Source organism: Micromonospora sp. KC213, from assembly GCF_004348325.1.
In the GTDB taxonomy this organism is placed as follows: Bacteria; Actinomycetota; Actinomycetes; order Mycobacteriales; family Micromonosporaceae; genus Micromonospora.
In genome coordinates, this window is sequence record NZ_SMKF01000001.1 from 168,930 (window position 1) to 186,048 (window position 17,119).

The window sequence follows — 17,119 nt, forward strand, 5'->3', positions numbered from 1 at the left end:
GATCAACCCGCCTGGTCGGATTTGGCCAGCTCGTCTACCGCCTTGTCCACCGTGACCGATCCGCTCAGCAGCTGCTGCGACAGCCGTCCCATCAGGTCCAGCGTCTTGGATGACAGGGCCACGTGCAGGGCCGGCTTACCGTCCTTGATCTCCGACACGATCGTCGCGACGGCCGGGCCGGCGCTGGACACGTCGATCGTGGTGTCCGAGGCGATCGCCCCCGCCTCGGCGTAGAACACCTTCAGCGCGTCGGTCGAGGTCAACGACCGCACCAGGTCGGCGGCGACCTTCGGGTCCTTGGTCCATTTCGCGACCGCGTAGCCGATACCGCCATCGTAGGGAAGGCTCGGGGTGGTGCCGGCCGTCACGACCGGTGACGTCATGACGCCGACGTTGCGGGCGTCGAGGAACTCGGCGAAGTCCTTCCAGTGCCCGATGTCCGACATCAGGCCGATCACGTGCGAGGCCTTGCCGGACTGGAACACCGCGAACGCGTCGTTGAACATCGCCGTCGAGTTGGCCCCGTCGTTGTTCAGGCCCTGGTCGTTGACCTCTTTCCACAGCGAGAAGACCCGCTTGACGCCCGGCGAAGTCCAGTTGCGCTTGCCGGCTATCCAGTCGTCGTACTCCTGCGGCGAGAGGACGCCCGAGGCCAGGCCGGAAAGGAAGAACTGGATGCCGATGCCTTCCTTGTTGCCCTGCGCGAAGCACTTCGCTCCGGTGGCCCTGGTGATGGCCTGACAGTTCGCGACAAACTCGTTCCAGTTGGCGGCCGGCCGCTCCGGGTCCAGCCCAGCCTTCTGGTAGAGCGACTTGTTGTAGTAGATCGGGTGACCCTGCAGGGTCACCGGGGCGGCGTAGGTTTTGCCGTCCTTGGTGAATGCCTCCCACCCCGCCAGCCGTTGCTTGTCATCGCCGACGTATTCATCCAGTGGCACCAGCGAATCCACCCGGTCGCGGATCTGTCCGCCGCCGTTGAAGAGCATGACGTCCGGTCCCTTGCCGGCCTGAATGGCGGCACCGAGCAGGGTGTAGTACTGCTCGAAGGGCTGCGCGACGAACTCGACCGTCACGCCCGGATGCTTTTTGGCGAAGTCGGCCTTCGCCCTCTCAATGTATGAGGCCGCAGAGGGGTCACCCGACTTCCAGTCCCAGACGACGAGTTTGCCGTCCGAACCACCGGACGAGGAGTCCGATTCTGAGGCACTACCACAGCCGACCAAGGCCAGCCCGGCAACCACGACCACCGACCACCGTGCCCATTGCTTCATAGCTGTTTCCTCTCCGGAGGTGGCCGGGACCGGCCGTTGGCGGAGGATCACACGGGAACGTAACTCGTATGACGTATGACGTCAACGCATTGGCGTATAGTGATGAGCGCTCGTGATGTGCCCACGGGTCTCGGAGGGTGATATGACGGCAGCAGCGAAGTGGGCCACGGGCGTCGCCGGGCCCCCTGCCTGGACTCGGCGACCGGCCAACCTCGCCACCGCGGTCACGGCCGAACTGGTGCAGCGGATCGTCCGCGGGATCCATCCGTCGGGTTCGCCGCTACCACCCGAGCCGGTGCTCTGCCAGACCTTCTCGGTCAGCCGCACCGTCGTGCGCGAGGCGGTGAAGATCCTTCAGGAGAAGGGGCTGGTGCAGGTCCGCCAAGGCACCGGCACAATGGTCACCCCGCCGGCGATGTGGAACATGCTCGACGAACTCGTCCTCGGCGCCACCATCGCCGAGGACGAGAGCCTCGCCATTCTCGACGACCTGGTCGTCACCCGCCGCGTGCTGGAGTCCGACATGGCGAACCTCGCCGCCCGGCTGGCCGACGACGAGACCGTCGAACGGCTGCGCGCACTGGTCGACCAGATGGACGAGCTCGTCGACGACCCCGATTCCTACCACAACCACGACCGGATGTTCCACGACACCGTCATGCAGGCGTCGGGAAACCGCATCGCCCGCGCCGTCGTACGCGCCCTGGAAAGCCAGGTCATCAACACGGCCCGCTACGTGGGCCGCACCGAGCGCGCCTTGTGCGTGGCGTCCAACCACGGCCACCGGCGCATCTACGAGCGGATCGCCGCCCACGACCCAGCCGGTGCCGCCGAGACGATGTTCACCCACATCACCGAGGCCTGGGTGGTGCGCCGCAGCGGACCGGGCGAGCCGACCCGCCTGCGGCGCTAGGTGTAGTGGCCAGCAGCATGTTGATGCGGGTGACGGGTGACAGCGCGCCTGGGCTGATGGCTGAGCGGCCGCCGCGAGTCCGGTTCGGCGAGCACCTGGGCGCGCCTGTGATTTGGCGGTGGGTTCCTGGCTGACTGGGAAGTGGGCGTTGACGTACTCGATCCGGGCGAGTTGGGCATCGCGCTGCGGGTCGACCCGGCGGACAGCATGCGAGCTCAGGGGGTCGGCGAGCTTGCGGACGCTCCAGCGGGTGAACGGCCGCCCGCCCCCTGAGGGTCGAGGCTGGTCATCCCCATCTCGTTGCACCGGTGGATGACCAGCCGGACCGTGTCCTCGTCGGCCTGCACAGGCGGGCGATGGCCGGCACCGTGTTCCCGCCAGCCAAGGCGAGCACGACCATCGCCCCGTCGCAGCCGCATCGGGAAACCGATTCCCGGGCGGGTGGTTCTCAGCAGTTGCATACTGTCAGTTCCGCAGGCTCCACTGCTGGTTGGCGCCGCCGTGGCAGGCCCAGAGGTGAAGTTGTGTCCCGTTCGTCGTGCCGGCACCGACGGCGTCAAGACACAGTCCCGACTGGACCGCCGTGATGGTTCCGTTGGAGTTCAGGTTCCACTGCTGGTTCGCTCCGCCGTGGCAGTCGTAGATGATCACAGCGGTACCGTTGCCGCTGCCCGCGCCGCTGGCGTCCAGGCACTTGTTGCCGTAGACGGTCAGTGTGCGGTTGGCGGTGTGGGTCCAGCGCTGGTTGGTGCCACCGTGGCAGTCCCACAGCTGTACCCGGGTGCCGTTGCTGGTGCTGGAGTTGGGAACGTCGACGCAACGGCCGACCTGGCCACTGGCGATCATCACGTTCTGCTGGCCGGGCGGCGGGCTCGATGGTGGTGGGCTGCTCGGCGGCGGAGTGGACCCGAACTGGCTGAAGAACCGCCACACCTCCGGCTTGACCCAGCTCCTCGCGCCGCTCTCACAGCCGGCACACCCGTCGACCGGACCTTGCTGGTGGCCGCCGTCGAACGCGGCCCAGACCACCGGGTACCCGGCCCGGCACGAGTAGGTGGTGGTGATGTGGGTCCGGCTGCCGGCCGCGGGTTCGGGGGCGTTCTGCGCGGCACAGCCGTTGTTCCTGACGAACCTGTCCCGCAACGACCGTCCGCTTTGGATGTTGTCGTTGATACCGTGGATCCCCATGTACGCCACGGGCTGGGTGCCGCCGCTGCATCCGCTGATCGGTCCAGGTGCCGCGATTGCGGCGACCGCACGGAACATGGTGGGCCGGGAGCACGCCAGCGAGTAGCTCATCGCCCCGCCGTAGCTGAACCCGACGGAGAACCGTTGTGTCGTGTCGACACACAGCGCGTTCTCGATCACGCGGATCATGTCGTCGGTGAAGGTGACATCCTCACCGTTGGAATTGGCCCAGCCGTTGCCGATGCCCTGCGGGGCGACGAAGATCGTGGTGTTGTTCGACTGCGAGAGCATGCCGTAGTACGCCCAGGCGTATCCGTCGCTTCCGCCGGACGCGACGTCGTTGGCGGTGCCGCCCCACCAGTGGAACCCGAAGGCCAGCCGGTGGGGATAGTTGTTGTTGTAGCTGTCCGGTAGTCGAAGGATGAAGCTGCGGCTCTTGCCGCTGCTCTGGATGGTGTGGGTGCCGCTGTTCAGCCCTGGAGCCTTGCCGCAGCCCGCGGTGGTGGCGGCCGCCGCGGAGGTGACAGTCATGACGACGGACACCCCGACGGCAGCCACCATCATGGCAGCCATCATCGCCCCTATCCAGGGGACGGAGAGTTTTCGAAGCAACACGACCGTGTCTCCTTTATCGGAGGTATGACTCGACACGGGTCCCACCGCTGTTTCCGTAGTTCGTCGCGGCGCACACCCGCCTGACGGGCAGCTCGCCGGCCCGGAGGGCGAGCAGGATGAGAGGAAGTGCCCCACCGTGTGGGTCGGTCGCGCGACCGACCCACACGCCCTTGGCGAGGCACTCTCGCGTCGGCTCCCTCTATACGTCAGCCAGGTTCGGCTACCTGACTCCGGTTATCGCAGCATCCATTGCTGGTTGGTGCCGCCGTGGCAGGACCAGAGGTGGATCCTGGTGCCGTTGGCGGTACCCGTACCGCTGGCGTCCAGACACAGCCCGGACTGGACGCCGATGATGGTGCCGTTGGAATTGACGTTCCACTGCTGGTTGGCCTGACCGTTGCAGTCCCAGATGATGACGGCAGTGCCGTTGCTGACGCCTTGCCCGATGGCGTCCAGACACTTGGTGCCGTGCACCATGAGCTGCTTGCTCGACGTGTGGGTCCAGGTCTGGTTCGCGGCACCGGTGCAGTCCCACAATTGGACCTGGGTGCCGTTGGTGGCGCCCGGCACGTCCAGGCACCGTCCCGACTGCACACCCACGATCCGACCGCCCGGCGGGGTGGTGCCGTCCTGCGGCCCGGCGGACGCCATCACGGCCTGGGCGCCCGACGGCCAGTTGCCGTTGGCGACGGTGACGTTGCCATGGACGACGTTGCCGCGGTCGCCGTTGGTGATATTGGTACTGCCATTGGTCGACCAGTTGTTGGTGACGGTCCAGTTGCCCATGTTCTCGCCACCCCAGTAGTTGGCCGTCGCCCACGTACCGGTGTTGGAGAAGACGTTGTTGGTGGCGGTGTAGTACTTCGAGCCCTCGTCGAAGTAGATCCCGAAGTAGCCGTTGGTCCGCAGGCAGTGGTTACCGCTGATCAGCGCGTCCGGGTTCCATCCGAGCGTGTATATGCATCCGCCGTCGTTCATCTGTTGCATGACGTCGTGAATGTAGTTGCCGATGAGCCGGTTGTTGGCGGCGGTGGTGGGTGTGGTGTACCGCGGCTGGTAGTTGTACAGGCCGCGGTTGGCGTAGTGGTTGCTGCCGCCGGCGTCGTTGGAGCCCCAGCCGTAGCCGATCGACATACCGGAGTACGGCATGTTGTAGACCTCGTTGTGGGAGACGGTGGCGTTGGTGACGTACGTCGTCAGGACAGAGACGATGCCCCGGTAGTCCGCCCCGAGGTCGTGGATGCGGTTGTTGCTGATGGTGATGTCCCGGTTGACCATCCGCTGGTCGCTGGGGTGGTGCGCGTCGGCGCGAACGCCGCCGACCAGGATGCCGCCGGCTGAGCTTCTGGCGATCTCGGACCGGGTGATGGTGATGTTCCTGGCGCCCAGGCCCACCCCGCTCGCGTGCGCGTTCGCGTCGTTGCCGACGCCGATGGCCGTCTGGCCCAGGTTCACGAACCGGGAGTCGGTGAGGGTGATGGAGTTGGCTGCGGAGATCTGTACCGCGGCGGGCATCTGGAACCAGTGCGGTCGGGCGGCCTCGAACTGGGGGCAGCCGTTGTGGCATGACGAGAAGCTGGGCCAGCTCCAGTTCCCGGCGAGGTAGGCGCCGGTCTGCTGGTCGACGTAGCCCTGGTTGCTGCTGGGGCCCAACCAGCTCGTACCGGTGAACGTGATCCCGCTGAACGTGATGTGATGCGCCGGCGCGTCGTAGGTGCCCCCGATGCTCACGAGGGACTGCTGCGTCGGCAGTTCCACGCTGACGGTGCTCATGTTCTGGCCGGCGAGCGGGATGTAGAACAGAACACCCGTCCCCGGGTTGAGATACCACTCGCCCGGCACATCGAGGAACTCGTACGCATTGGTCAGGTACAGCGGGCCGGCCCGGTGCGGGCTGGTGAAGGTGTCGTAGCCGAAGTTGTTGTTGTTCCACGCGGGCTGCTGCATCGTGATGAGGTTTCCGCTGATGCTCTGCACCGGCGAGTACCGGTCGGTGAACGAGTTGACGCTCTCCATCTCGACCCGGTTCTGGTTGGCCAGGTTGTTCAGATAGCTCAAGGCAGCGTTGGAGAACCTCATCCCGACGTTGGAGGCGGTGAAGTCCGCCCGGTTCACCTGTACGCGCGCACGGGTGGCGACCGCGCCGTCGACGTACAGCTGCCGGGCATCGATGCCGGTGCCGACGTTGGCCCGCCAGATGTTCCGACCCGCGTCGGCCAGTGACCACCCGGTGACCGCCCGGGCCCCGCTGATCACCGGGCGTGCCGAAGGGGCCGCCCGCCATATGATCGTGTGACCGTTGGAGCCCGAGTCGTCGGCGGTCAGCCGCAACGGTGCCGACAACCGGTACACACCGTCGGCCAACTGCACCACGATGTCGTCCGACATCGCGTCGTTCAGCGACCGCACCGCGGCCTGGGCCGCCGTCAGCGAGCACGGCTGCGCGCTGGAACAGACGGTGCCGGTGCCGGACGGGGAGGCATAGAGGGTCGTGGGGGCCGCCGAGGCGGGCGCGGCGGAGGCCACGACGGCGGCGGCGGTCAACGCCGCCGTGGAGAATGCGGCCAGCAGGTGTTTTCGCACCGCGAAGGACGATGACACAAACAACGCGACTCCTCCTGACGATGGGGCGGGGAGGGGCGATCCCGCGGTGCGGCACCCGGGCCAACCCGGCCTCAATGTGGCCGGGTTGCGGGACGGGCGGGGCCGTGAGATCCGCTTCGCCGGCGCCGACCGTCGGACGGTGGCGAGCCGTCCGACGGGTCGGGGCCGAGACAGGTCGAGGCCGCAACCGCGGTCTCCACCAGCGGCGGAAGATACATATGACGTATGACGTTAGGGCGAACTTTAGGCGTCGCCGCTTTCCACGTCAAGTGACAGTTGTCGATCCTTCGATGACCCTTTGAAGGTAGGACAACCCGTCTCGGGCGAGGGCGTCCTGCGACGGGGCGAGCGGGCGCCAGATCGAGGCGGCAGTGGCGATGGCCTCGTTCTGCGCGGTGAACGACTCGATGCAGACGGCACCGCGGTAGCCGGCCTCGGCCAGCGCGGCGAAGAAGCGGGGCCAGTCGAAGTGATCCGTGCCGGGGGCACCCCGGTGGGTGCCGCTGACCTGGACGTGCTTGATTCGCGGACCGGCGAGGGCGAGTGCGGCGTAGGGGTCGGCCTCCTCGATGTTCATGTGATACGTGTCGATCATGAGGCCGACGTTCGGCGGGAGGCCGTCGATCAGTTCCACCACCTGCTCGACGGTGTTCACGACGCTCGTCTCGTACCGGTTGAGCGCCTCCACGCCGATGCTCACGCCCCGCTCCCCGGCATGGTCGGCCACCGGCGCCAGTGCCCGGCGGAAGTCCGCGTAGCAGGCCACCCGAGCGGTGGCCGACATGCGCCAGGTACGCCCGACCGCGGCGTAGACGGGGCCTCCGACGCATGCGGCCCCGACGGCCGCCGCGCTGTCCACGCAGTACCTGAGGTACGCCGCGGTCGACTCGATCACCTCCGGTGGGGCGTTCACGAGATCACGCCCCGGCGGGGTGACCGCACAGACGGCCGCCGCGCGGAGGTGGTGCGCCGCAAGCAGATCACGGGTACGCACCGGATCCCAGTCGCCGGGTTCCTCGATCGGCAACTCGACCGCGTCGAAGCCGAACGCGGCGATGCGTGGGACCAATTCGGCGAGGACCGCGTCGGTGACCGGCGAGGCCCACACCCACGGGCTGATGCCGATGGCGCGCATCGCCGCCTACTTCCAGCGCTGTGGGTAACCCGGCAGGTCGGTGCAGCCGCACATCGCGTAGTGCAGCGGCGGCATGCCAGGGTCCAGGTACTGGTCCAGGTTGTCCTGGGTGATGACCGGCTGCGGCAGCTTCCACGGGTCGGGCACGGCTTCGCCGTCGAGGATCCTCAGCGCGGCGATGACCGGAGTCCGCCACTGATAGGTCGGGTACGTCGGCGCGATCGCGGTGAGTTTCTTGTCCTTCCACAGCTTCAGGAAGTCGAGCTGATCCTCGCCGTTGATCGGTGGCACGGGCTTGCCCGCGTCCAGGAACGCTTCGACCGCGGCGACCGCGACCGCCCCCGCATCCATCCAGACGCCGTCGATCGTGCCGTACCGCTGGATGTAGTCGTCGACGATCTTCTTGGTCTTGGCCGGGTCGCCGTCGGTGAACTCGACGCCGACCACGTTGACGCCGGCCTTGTCGAAGGCGACCTTCGCCGCGGACCAACGGGTTTCCAGCACGTCGACGCCGGGCAGGATACGCAACGCGAGCACCTTGCCGCCCGGCTTCATCTTCTGGGCGACGAACTCGGCAGAGACGTGGCCGAAGCCGTAGCCGCCAATCGGGTTGATGAACGTCACCGGGCAGCTCGTGTCGACGCCGCGGTCGAAGACGATGACCGGTAGACCCTTCTGGCAGGCGGCCTCGACGGCCGGAGTGAGCGTGGCGGTGGTGTTCGGCGAGACGATGAGCGCGTGACATCCCCTACCGAGCAGATCGTTGATGTCCGCGATCTGCTTCTGGTCCTTGCCCTCGGCGTCGACGTGGACGAACTCGCTGATCCGGTCCCGATGCGTGTCGACCTCGGCCTGCATGGTCTTGAATCCAACCTGCCGCCAGGGGTTGTTCAACCCGGCGTTGGAAAAGCAGATCTTGTGCGGCCCGGGCTTCTTGAACTTCGCGGTGTCCACCATCTTCGGGTTGAGCGCCTGCTCCCACGGCTTGCCGGCCGGCCCGGTCGGCTGGGCGTCGAGGAGTGCGAGCTCGTTGTCGTAGTCGGCCTGCACGAAGAACTTCGACTGTTCCCCGGTGCCGGACCCGGTGGCCTCGGACGTGGCGCTCGATGCGGGGGCGGTCGGTTCGTCGGTGGCACAGCCGGCGAGCGCGAGCAGGGCGCCGGCGGCCAGGGCTGCTATGGAAGGTCTCACGGAATCCCCTTTACCTGGACGAGGAACGCACGGACGAAACCGCCACGGCGAGCAGGATGATCGCGCCCTGGACGGTCGATCTGAGGGCGCCGGAGACGCCGTAGAAGTTCATCAGCGCGAAGAGCGTCTCGAGGGTCAGCGCGCCGAGCATCGCGCCGACGACCGAGCCGCGACCACCGCCGAGAGCGACGCCGCCGAGGACGACTGCGGTGATCGCGCCGAACTCCAGGCCGGCGCCGGCCTGGAACGAGACACCGCTGTACCCGCCGATCAGGATCGCCGCGACGGCTGCCGCCAGTCCGCTGAGGACGAATGCGATGGTCTTGGCACGCCAGACCCGTACGCCGCTGAGCTGGGCGGTCCGCGGGTTGCCGCCGACGGCGACCAGGGTCCGGCCGAAGTCGGAGCGGGTCAGGATCACGGCCAGTCCGACCGCGACGATCAGAACCAGGAGCGCGTACGGTATGCGGCCTAGTCCAGGCACATCCTCGAACGCACGCCGGCCGAACCGCCGGAACTCCTCGGAGAGCCCACCCTTCGGGGCGCCGTCGGACCACAGATAGACCGCGCCGACGAGGATCAGGAACATGCCGAGGGTGGTGATGAACGAGGGCACCCGCAACCGCGTCGTGACCAGGCCGTTGACCAGGCCGACGATGGCGCCGAAGGCGAGGAGCAGCACGACGACCGGCCAGGTGCGAGACGGCTCGCTGTCGATGAGCCGGGAGGCCACGACGACCTGCGCGGTGACCAGGGAGCCGACGGACAGGTCGAACTCGCCAGAGACGATCACGAAGTACTGGCCGGCGGCGAGCAGGATGATCGGCGTGGAGCGGCCGAGGAACGACATCAGTGACGGTGGGGAGAGAAAGTCGGGTTGTCGTATGGTGAGCAGGACCACCAGCACCGCGAGGACGGCGACGATGGGTAGGACGCTGCCGGGGCGAATCCGTAGAAGCCGCAACGGAAGCGGGCGACGCTCGATGGTGTGCATGGCTAGAACGCCGCCTTCCGCAGGGCCCGCCGGGCGTAGATGGCGACCGCCGCGATGATGATCACGCCACGGATCACCTGCTTGAAGAAGGCGTCGACCTCGAGCTGGTTGAAGATCGCGTCGATGCTGGCGAGCAACAGCACGCCGCCGACGGTGCCGACCACGCCACCGCGCCCGCCGGCCAGGGCGGTGCCACCGAGGACCACCGCGGCGATCGACTCCAGGTCGTACAGGCCCTCGGTGCCCACCCGCGGCGCACCCGAGCCGAGCCGGCTGGCGAGGTAGACCCCGGCTAGGCCGGCACAGAGCGAGCACAGTACGTGGGCGGTGACGAGGACGCGGCTGTTGCGCACCCCGGAGAGCCGGGCGACCTCCGGGTCACCGCCCACGGCGAGCAGGTGGTGGCCGAAGCGGGTGCGGGCGAGCGCGAACCAGGCCGCGGCGGCGACGGCGAGCAGCAACAGGAACGACACGGGCACCGGTCCGACGCGCTGGTAGCCAAGGCTCTGCACCAGCACGGGGGCGGTCTTGCCGGCCGGGCCGTCGTAGCCGTTGTCGAGGTACCCCTTCAGCAGCAGCGCGACGCCGACGGTCGCGATGAACGCGTTCATCCGCGCCTTGGTGACCAGAAGGCCGTTGAAGAGGCCGATCGCGGCGCTGACCGCGAGCGCCAGGCCGATCGCCGGCAACAGCGCCCCGTTGTCACCGCCCATGGTCTCGGCGGTGACGAGAGTACTGAGGCTGACCACGTACGCCACGGACAGATCGAGGGAACCACCGACAATGACCAGGGTCTGCCCGACGGCGACGAGCCCGAGACCGGCGGCGACGTGCAGCAGGCTCACCGTCGTCGGCAAGCTGAACAGCTGGCCGCCGTCGAGCGTGACGACGAGCCAACCTGTTGCCAGGGTGAGGGCCAGCGCCCCGAACACGCCGAGCGAGGCCCGCCGGGCCGGCAGGGACAACGCGTCGCTCATGCCCGTCCCCGCTTCGCTGCGGGCGGCCGTGATGCTCCGCCCGCGCGGTACCCGATAATCCGCTCGCTCATGCGGACACCTCCCGCATACTGCCGACCGCCAGCGCCACGACGTCCTCCTCCGTCGCGCCAGCGGGTAGTTCGCCGGCGATCCGGCCGTCGCGCATGACAACGATTCGGTCGCTCATGCCCAGCAGTTCGGGCAGCTCGGACGAGATCATCAGTACCGCCGCGCCGTCGCGGGCGAGCTGGCGGACGAGGTCGTGGATGGCCGACTTGGATCCCACGTCGATGCCCCGGGTCGGCTCGTCGAAAAGCATGATCTTGGGACTGAGTGCCAGCCACCTGGCCAGTACGACCTTCTGCTGGTTGCCGCCGGACAGGAAACGGATCTCCTGGTCCTCCCCCGCGGCGCGCACCTGAACAGCGGCGAGCAGTTCCCGGAACCGGATGGCGCGGGCACCGCGGCCAGCCCAGCGCGGAACGACGGCACGGCTGGCCAGCAGGGCGTTGTCCAGCACCGACTGCCCGGCGACGATGCCCTCGCCCTTGCGGTCCTCGGTGACATAGGCGATACCGGCTCGCATCGCGGCGCGAGGCGAACGGAGCCGGACCGGCTCGCCGTCGAGCGTGATCTGGCCGGTCGTGAACGGCGAGACGCCGAACAGCGCGCGGGCCAGCGCCGACCGGCCGGAGCCCTGCAGGCCACCGACGCCGAGTACTTCGCCAGCGCGCAGCCGCAGGTCGATGCCGCGCAGCTTGTGGTTTCCTCCAGCCCTGACGCTGAGGCGGACCGGGCCGAGCTCCTCCGGCCGCGCACGGTCGGGATAGTAGCTGGACAGCTCCCGGCCGACCATGTGTCGCACCAGTTCGTCGACGCTCGTGTCTGCCGTGTCCAGTGTCGTCACCCGGCGGCCGTCCTTGAGTACGGTGATCCGGCTGGACAGCTCGAAGACCTCCTTGAGGCGGTGCGAAACGTACAGCACACCTATCCGCCGCTCTTGCAAGCGCCGTACCAGTGCGTAGAGCTGCTGAACCTCGTGGTCGGCCAGGGCCGCGGTGGGCTCGTCCAGAATGAGCAGCCGCGCGTCGAGCGCGAGCGCCTTGACGATTTCGACCACCTGCTGTTGTGCCACACCAAGTTGCCCCACGCGCGCGTCGGCCGGCAGTGCACTCTCCCCGATCGAGGCGAGAAGCGCGGCGGTGCGGTTGAGCATCGCCTTGCGGTCGACGAAGCCACGACGCAAGGGCTCCCGGCCCAGATACACGTTTTCGGCAACGGTGCGCTCGGGCAACAGGTTGAACTCCTGGTACACGACGCCGATGCCGATCCGCTGGGCGTCTCGCGGGCCGTGGAAGGTCCGCGGTGTGCCGGTGAACTCGACCCTGCCCTCGTCAGGTGCGTACACGCCGGACACCACCTTCATGAGCGTGGACTTGCCGGCCCCGTTCTCGCCGACGACGGCGTGCACCTCACCCGGCTCGACATCGAGGTCGACGCCCTGGAGGACCCGCACGCCGAGGAACGACTTGCCGATCCCCCGGAGGACAAGCAGCGGCGACGGCAGCGGGTCGGACATCACGGGCCCCTACGTCTGTAGTCAGCGGGATCGAGTCATCGACAGTCGAGTCGTTCGCGTACCGCGCAAAACAGCAGGCTCCGCCCGCAGCTTCGGCCGAAAAGCTGCGAACCCTCGCCTTTATGCGGTCAGAGATCGCACCCAGAGGGTAAATGCATTGATGAGCGCTGGCAATCCCACGACACCCGCCACAAAACGAGGTTCGCCGTTCGACCCGTCGACGCCGCCTCCTCAACGACCAACAACGAAACCGTTATGCAAGGATGTGTTATCCAACCCACCCCGCCAGAGTCGTATTGACATTTTCCGATATCTAGCTGCATGCTGGCCCGGCAGACCACGGGACAAGGTCACATCTGATGTGACGCTGCGTTACCTCCCCGAGGGACCTGACTGCCCGTCACGGCGGACGGCATGACGATCTGACGGCACAGGCACGCCTTCGACCCGACCAGGCCACCCTGGCGCATCGCAGGTGTCGCCCGCACGTGCCCGTGGTCGCGGCATCGTTGCCCGCCGAAATAGGAGACGGTATGCATCGCAGAACACTGATCTTCGGGGCGATCGCGGGCCTGCTGCTGTCGCTCGCGCTCGTCCAACCGGCGTCGGCGGCTCCGGCCTTCCGCGCCCTGCTGTTCACCAAGACAACCGGCTACCGGCACGACTCGATCCCCGCCGGCGTCGCGATGTTTCAGCAGCAAGCGGCGGCCGACAACTTCGAGCTCGTCCATTCCGAAGACGCCAGCGTCTTCACCCCGGCCAACCTCGCGACCTTCGACGTGCTCATCATGTTCCAGACCTCGGGCATGGTGTGGACCACGGCGGCCCAACGCCAGGCGGTGGAGGGATTCCTCGCCAGCGGCAAGGGCATCGTCGCCATCCACAACGCCACGGACATGGGTATCGAAAACGAATACCCGTGGTGGGACCAGACCATCAACGCCGGCGCACACATGCCGGAGCACTCCCCCGGCGTACTGCCCGGCACCGCCATCGTCGCCGACAAGAAACACCCGTCGACGGCCGGCCTGCCGGACCGTTGGAACCGCAGCGAGGAGTGGTACAACTTCGACCGCAACCCGCGCGGCGACGTCCACGTCCTGGTCACCGCCGACGAGCGCACGTACAACCCCGGCTCCCGCGCGATGGGTCCCGACCACCCGATCTCCTGGTGCCGCAACACCGCAGGCGGCCGGGTCTGGGCCACCGCCATGGGGCACGCGGCCGCATCCTACAGCGAGACGAACTTCCGCAACCACGTCCTCGGCGGTGTCAAGTGGGCGGCCGGTAACGAGCCCGGCGACTGCGGCGGCACCGTGTGGCGCAACTTCGAGAAACGCACCCTCGACGACAACACCGCCGACCCGATGGCCCTCGCGGTCGCCCCGGACGGGCGGGTGCTCTACGTCCAGCGGGCCGGGCAGCTCAAGATCTTCAAGCCGTCGACGAACACCACCGTCACGGCCGGCACGCTGAGCGTCTACACCGGCGGCGAGGACGGCCTCACCGGGCTGGCGCTCGATCCCGACTTCGCCAGCAACGGCTACGTGTACCTGTACCACTCACCGGCGAGCAGCGCGACCGACATCAACCGGGTCTCCCGGTTCACCCTCACCGGCGACACCCTGAACATGTCCAGCCAGGTAACCATCATCGACATCCCCGCGTACCGGGATCGCACCTTCCCCGAGCCCGGACACACCGGTGGATACATCGAGTTCGGCCCCGACGGAAACCTCTACATCGGCACCGGGGACGACACCCCGCCGAACCTCGACCCCAGCTGGCAGGGCTACGCCCCGCTGGACTGGCGGCCCGGTAAGGCCAACCTCGACGCCGCCCGGACCGCCGGCAACACCAACGACCTGCGTGGCAAGCTGCTGCGCATCCGGCCCTCGGCCAACGGTGGCTACACCATCCCGGCCGGCAACCTCTACCCGCAGGGCACGGCGCAGACCCGGCCAGAGGTCTACGCGATGGGCTTCCGCAACCCGTTCCGGTTCTCCATCGATCCGCAGACCGGCTGGGTATACCTGGCCGACTACGGCCCGGACCGGGGCGGCCCCGCCACGAACCGCGGTCCGGAAGGGCTTGTCGAACTCAACGTCATCAAGACCCCCGGCAACTACGGCTGGCCGTTCTGCCACGGCGACAACCAACCGTACGCGCCCTACAACCCGGACACCCGGGTGGTCGGCGCCAAGTTCAACTGCAACGCACCGGTCAACAACTCCCCCAACAACACCGGCCTGACCAACCTCAAGCCGGTTGTCGCACCGAACATGTGGTACGGCTACGGCACCTCGCCGACCTTCCCCGAGCTCGGTGCCAACGGCGCGGCACCGATGGGCGGGCCGGTCTACCGCTACAACGCGGCAAACCCGTCACAGACCAAGTTCCCGCCCTACTACGACGGCGTCCACTTCTTCTACGAGTGGGAGCGCGACTACATCAAGGAGGTCCACTTCGACTCGGCCACAGCGGTCACCCGGACCAACCCCTTCATGCCGGCCGGCAACTTCAACAAGCCCATGGACATGGAGTTCGGCCCGGACGGCTCGCTGTACCTCGTCGAATGGGGCTCCAGCTTCGGCGGCGGCAACAACGACTCCGGTCTCTACCGCATCGACTACATCCAGGGCGGCCGGTCACCGGTCGCCAAGGCCACCGGCACACCCACCAGCGGGTCCGCACCGCTGACCGTGCAGTTCAACAGCGCCGGCACGGCAGACCCGGACCCCGGTGACACTCTGCGCTACCAGTGGACCTTCGGAGACGGCGCCACCTCCACGGCGGCCAACCCGTCCCACACCTACACCAGCAACGGCAACTACACCGCCCAGCTCAAGGTCACTGACAGCTCTGGCAAGTCGGCCTTCGCCAACGTGCAGATCGTCGTCGGCAACACGGCGCCGGTGGTGACCATCACCGTGCCGGTCAACGGTGGCATGCTCACCTTCGGCGACAAGGTGCCCTACACCGTCACGGTCACCGACCCGGACGGCGGGGTGATCGACTGCACCAAGGTGTTCGTCAACCCGGCTCTCGGCCACGACGACCACGAACACGAGACCACGGACTACCCGGGATGCTCGGGAACCATCCCGACCGAGTTGCTCGGCGGGCACCCTGACGGAGCCAACCTGTACTACGTCCTCAACGCCCGATACACCGACAGCGGTGGGCCCGGTGGTGCGACCCCGCTCACCGGCAGGGCCAGAGCCATCCTGCACCCCAAGCACAAGCAAGCCGAGTACCACACCAGCCAATCCGGTGTACGGGTCATCGACCACGCCGCCGCCGAAAGCGGCAAGCGAATCGGCGACATCTCCAACAACGACTGGGTGGCGTTCAACCCGATGAGCCTGTCGGGCATCACCAACGTCAGCTACCGGCTGTCGTCACCGAGCGGCGGTGGATCCATCGAACTGCGTGCCGACTCACCCACCGGCACACTGCTGGCCACCACACCGGTGCCCAGCACCGGCGGGTGGGAGAACTACCAGTCCACGCCGGCGGTGAACACCGCTGCCCTCGCCGGCACGCACACGCTCTACATGGTGTTCAAGGGCACGGCGACCAACTGGTTCGACCTCGACTCGTTCAGGTTCGGCGGCACCGGGGTCGGCGAGCCCAGCACCGGCGGCGGTGTGGCCGGCCGGACCTGGACCGTGGCGGCGCAGCACAGCAGCAAGTACATGGACGTCAACGCTGCCTCCACCGCCGACGGCGCCCAGATCGTCCAGTGGGCGGCCACCGGCGGAAACAACCAGAAATGGCAGGCCGTGGACGCCGGAAGCGGTGCCGTCTACCTGAAGGCTGTGCACAGCAACAAGTGCCTCGACGTGACCGGTGGCTCCACCGCCCAGGGCGCGTTCCTGCAACAGTTCACCTGCAACAACAGCAACCAGCAGAAGTTCCTCGTCACACCCACCACCACATCGGGCGTCTACACCGTCAAGAGTGTCCCCAGTGGGCTCTGCGTCGACGTCAACGGCGGCGCGACCACCGACGGTGCACGCCTCCTCCAATGGAGCTGTCACAGCGGCACCAACCAGCAGTGGCGGTTCAGCCCCGCATAGCCGATCCGGAGGGACCGCTCCGGTGCGCACCCGCGCACCGGAGCGTCCTCCCTACGACACCGTGAGGCACCACATGGTCGTTTCGAGATCCCGGCGTTCGCTGTCTGTGCTGAGCGCCACCCTTCTCCTGCTCTCCGTCGCCGGTATCGCGGTGGCGGCGCCCATTGAACCGGGGCAGAGCGCCCCTGTCGTGGGCGTCCAGTCCGGACGCTGCCTGGATGTCTCAGGGTCCGGCAATGGCACCCAGGCGCAACTGTGGGACTGCACCGGAGCAACGAGCCAGACCTGGACCTACACCTCGAGCAAGCAACTGATGGTGCACGGCAACAAGTGCCTGGACGCCAACGGTCGGGGCACCAGCAACGGCACGGCCGTCATCATCTGGGACTGCCACGGCGGCACGAACCAGCAGTGGAACGTGAACGCGAACGGCACGATCAGCGGAGTACAGTCCGGGCTGTGCCTGGATGCCAACGGCGCCGGAACGGCGAACGGCACGAGGCTCATTCTCTGGTCCTGCCACGGCGGCACCAATCAGCAGTGGAACTCCCCCACCACGCCGCCCCCCAC

Annotated in this window: 10 protein-coding genes and 1 pseudogene; 3 read left to right on the forward strand and 8 right to left on the reverse strand. The window is 67.6% G+C overall.

The window, feature by feature from the left end; genetic code table 11:
- Nucleotides 1-2: 2 nt before the first annotated feature.
- Complete coding sequence (locus E1166_RS00580) at nt 3-1,271, reverse strand: extracellular solute-binding protein (protein WP_132334720.1); 1,269 nt, start codon at nt 1,269-1,271, stop codon at nt 3-5.
- A 142-nt stretch (nt 1,272-1,413) separates the two neighbouring features.
- Between E1166_RS00580 and E1166_RS00585 the strand changes: the two genes are divergently transcribed.
- Entirely contained in the window at nt 1,414-2,184 is a 771-nt protein-coding gene (locus tag E1166_RS00585; protein WP_132334722.1) for a FadR/GntR family transcriptional regulator, read from the forward strand.
- A 465-nt stretch (nt 2,185-2,649) separates the two neighbouring features.
- Here E1166_RS00585 and E1166_RS00595 read toward each other — a convergent pair whose 3' ends face one another.
- The 7 genes from E1166_RS00595 to E1166_RS00625 all read right to left on the reverse strand — a co-directional run bounded on the left by E1166_RS00595 (nt 2,650) and on the right by E1166_RS00625 (nt 12,467).
- Nucleotides 2,650-3,903, reverse strand: a complete 1,254-nt coding sequence (locus E1166_RS00595; protein ID WP_243710050.1) for a ricin-type beta-trefoil lectin domain protein — start codon at nt 3,901-3,903, stop codon at nt 2,650-2,652.
- Nucleotides 3,904-4,221: 318 nt separating this feature from the next.
- Nucleotides 4,222-6,588, reverse strand: coding sequence for a ricin-type beta-trefoil lectin domain protein (locus E1166_RS00600; protein ID WP_243710058.1), 2,367 nt, complete (start codon nt 6,586-6,588; stop codon nt 4,222-4,224).
- 268 nt (nt 6,589-6,856) lie between these two features.
- Nucleotides 6,857-7,726 (reverse strand): sugar phosphate isomerase/epimerase family protein, encoded by an 870-nt coding sequence (locus E1166_RS00605; protein ID WP_132334724.1) that lies wholly within the window; start codon nt 7,724-7,726, stop codon nt 6,857-6,859.
- A 6-nt stretch (nt 7,727-7,732) separates the two neighbouring features.
- Nucleotides 7,733-8,917 carry an ABC transporter substrate-binding protein gene (locus tag E1166_RS00610; RefSeq protein WP_243710051.1) on the reverse strand — a complete coding sequence of 395 codons (1,185 nt, stop codon included), beginning with the start codon at nt 8,915-8,917 and terminating at the stop codon, nt 7,733-7,735.
- Between the two features lie 10 nt (nt 8,918-8,927).
- Nucleotides 8,928-9,911 carry an ABC transporter permease gene (locus E1166_RS00615; RefSeq protein WP_132334726.1) on the reverse strand — a complete coding sequence of 328 codons (984 nt, stop codon included), beginning with the start codon at nt 9,909-9,911 and terminating at the stop codon, nt 8,928-8,930.
- 2 nt (nt 9,912-9,913) lie between these two features.
- The gene (locus E1166_RS00620) at nt 9,914-10,888 is read right to left on the reverse strand and encodes an ABC transporter permease (RefSeq protein ID WP_132334728.1); all 975 of its coding nucleotides are present in this window, start codon (nt 10,886-10,888) and stop codon (nt 9,914-9,916) included.
- Nucleotides 10,889-10,955: 67 nt separating this feature from the next.
- The gene (locus E1166_RS00625) at nt 10,956-12,467 is read right to left on the reverse strand and encodes a sugar ABC transporter ATP-binding protein (protein WP_132334730.1); all 1,512 of its coding nucleotides are present in this window, start codon (nt 12,465-12,467) and stop codon (nt 10,956-10,958) included.
- Between the two features lie 533 nt (nt 12,468-13,000).
- Here E1166_RS00625 and E1166_RS00630 point away from each other — a divergent pair.
- Both E1166_RS00630 and E1166_RS00635 read left to right on the forward strand, forming a co-directional pair.
- Nucleotides 13,001-16,549: a ThuA domain-containing protein gene (locus tag E1166_RS00630; RefSeq protein ID WP_132334732.1), complete on the forward strand. Its 3,549-nt coding sequence runs from the start codon at nt 13,001-13,003 to the stop codon at nt 16,547-16,549.
- 187 nt (nt 16,550-16,736) lie between these two features.
- Nucleotides 16,737-17,119: pseudogene (locus tag E1166_RS00635) on the forward strand (RICIN domain-containing protein); the annotation flags it as partial.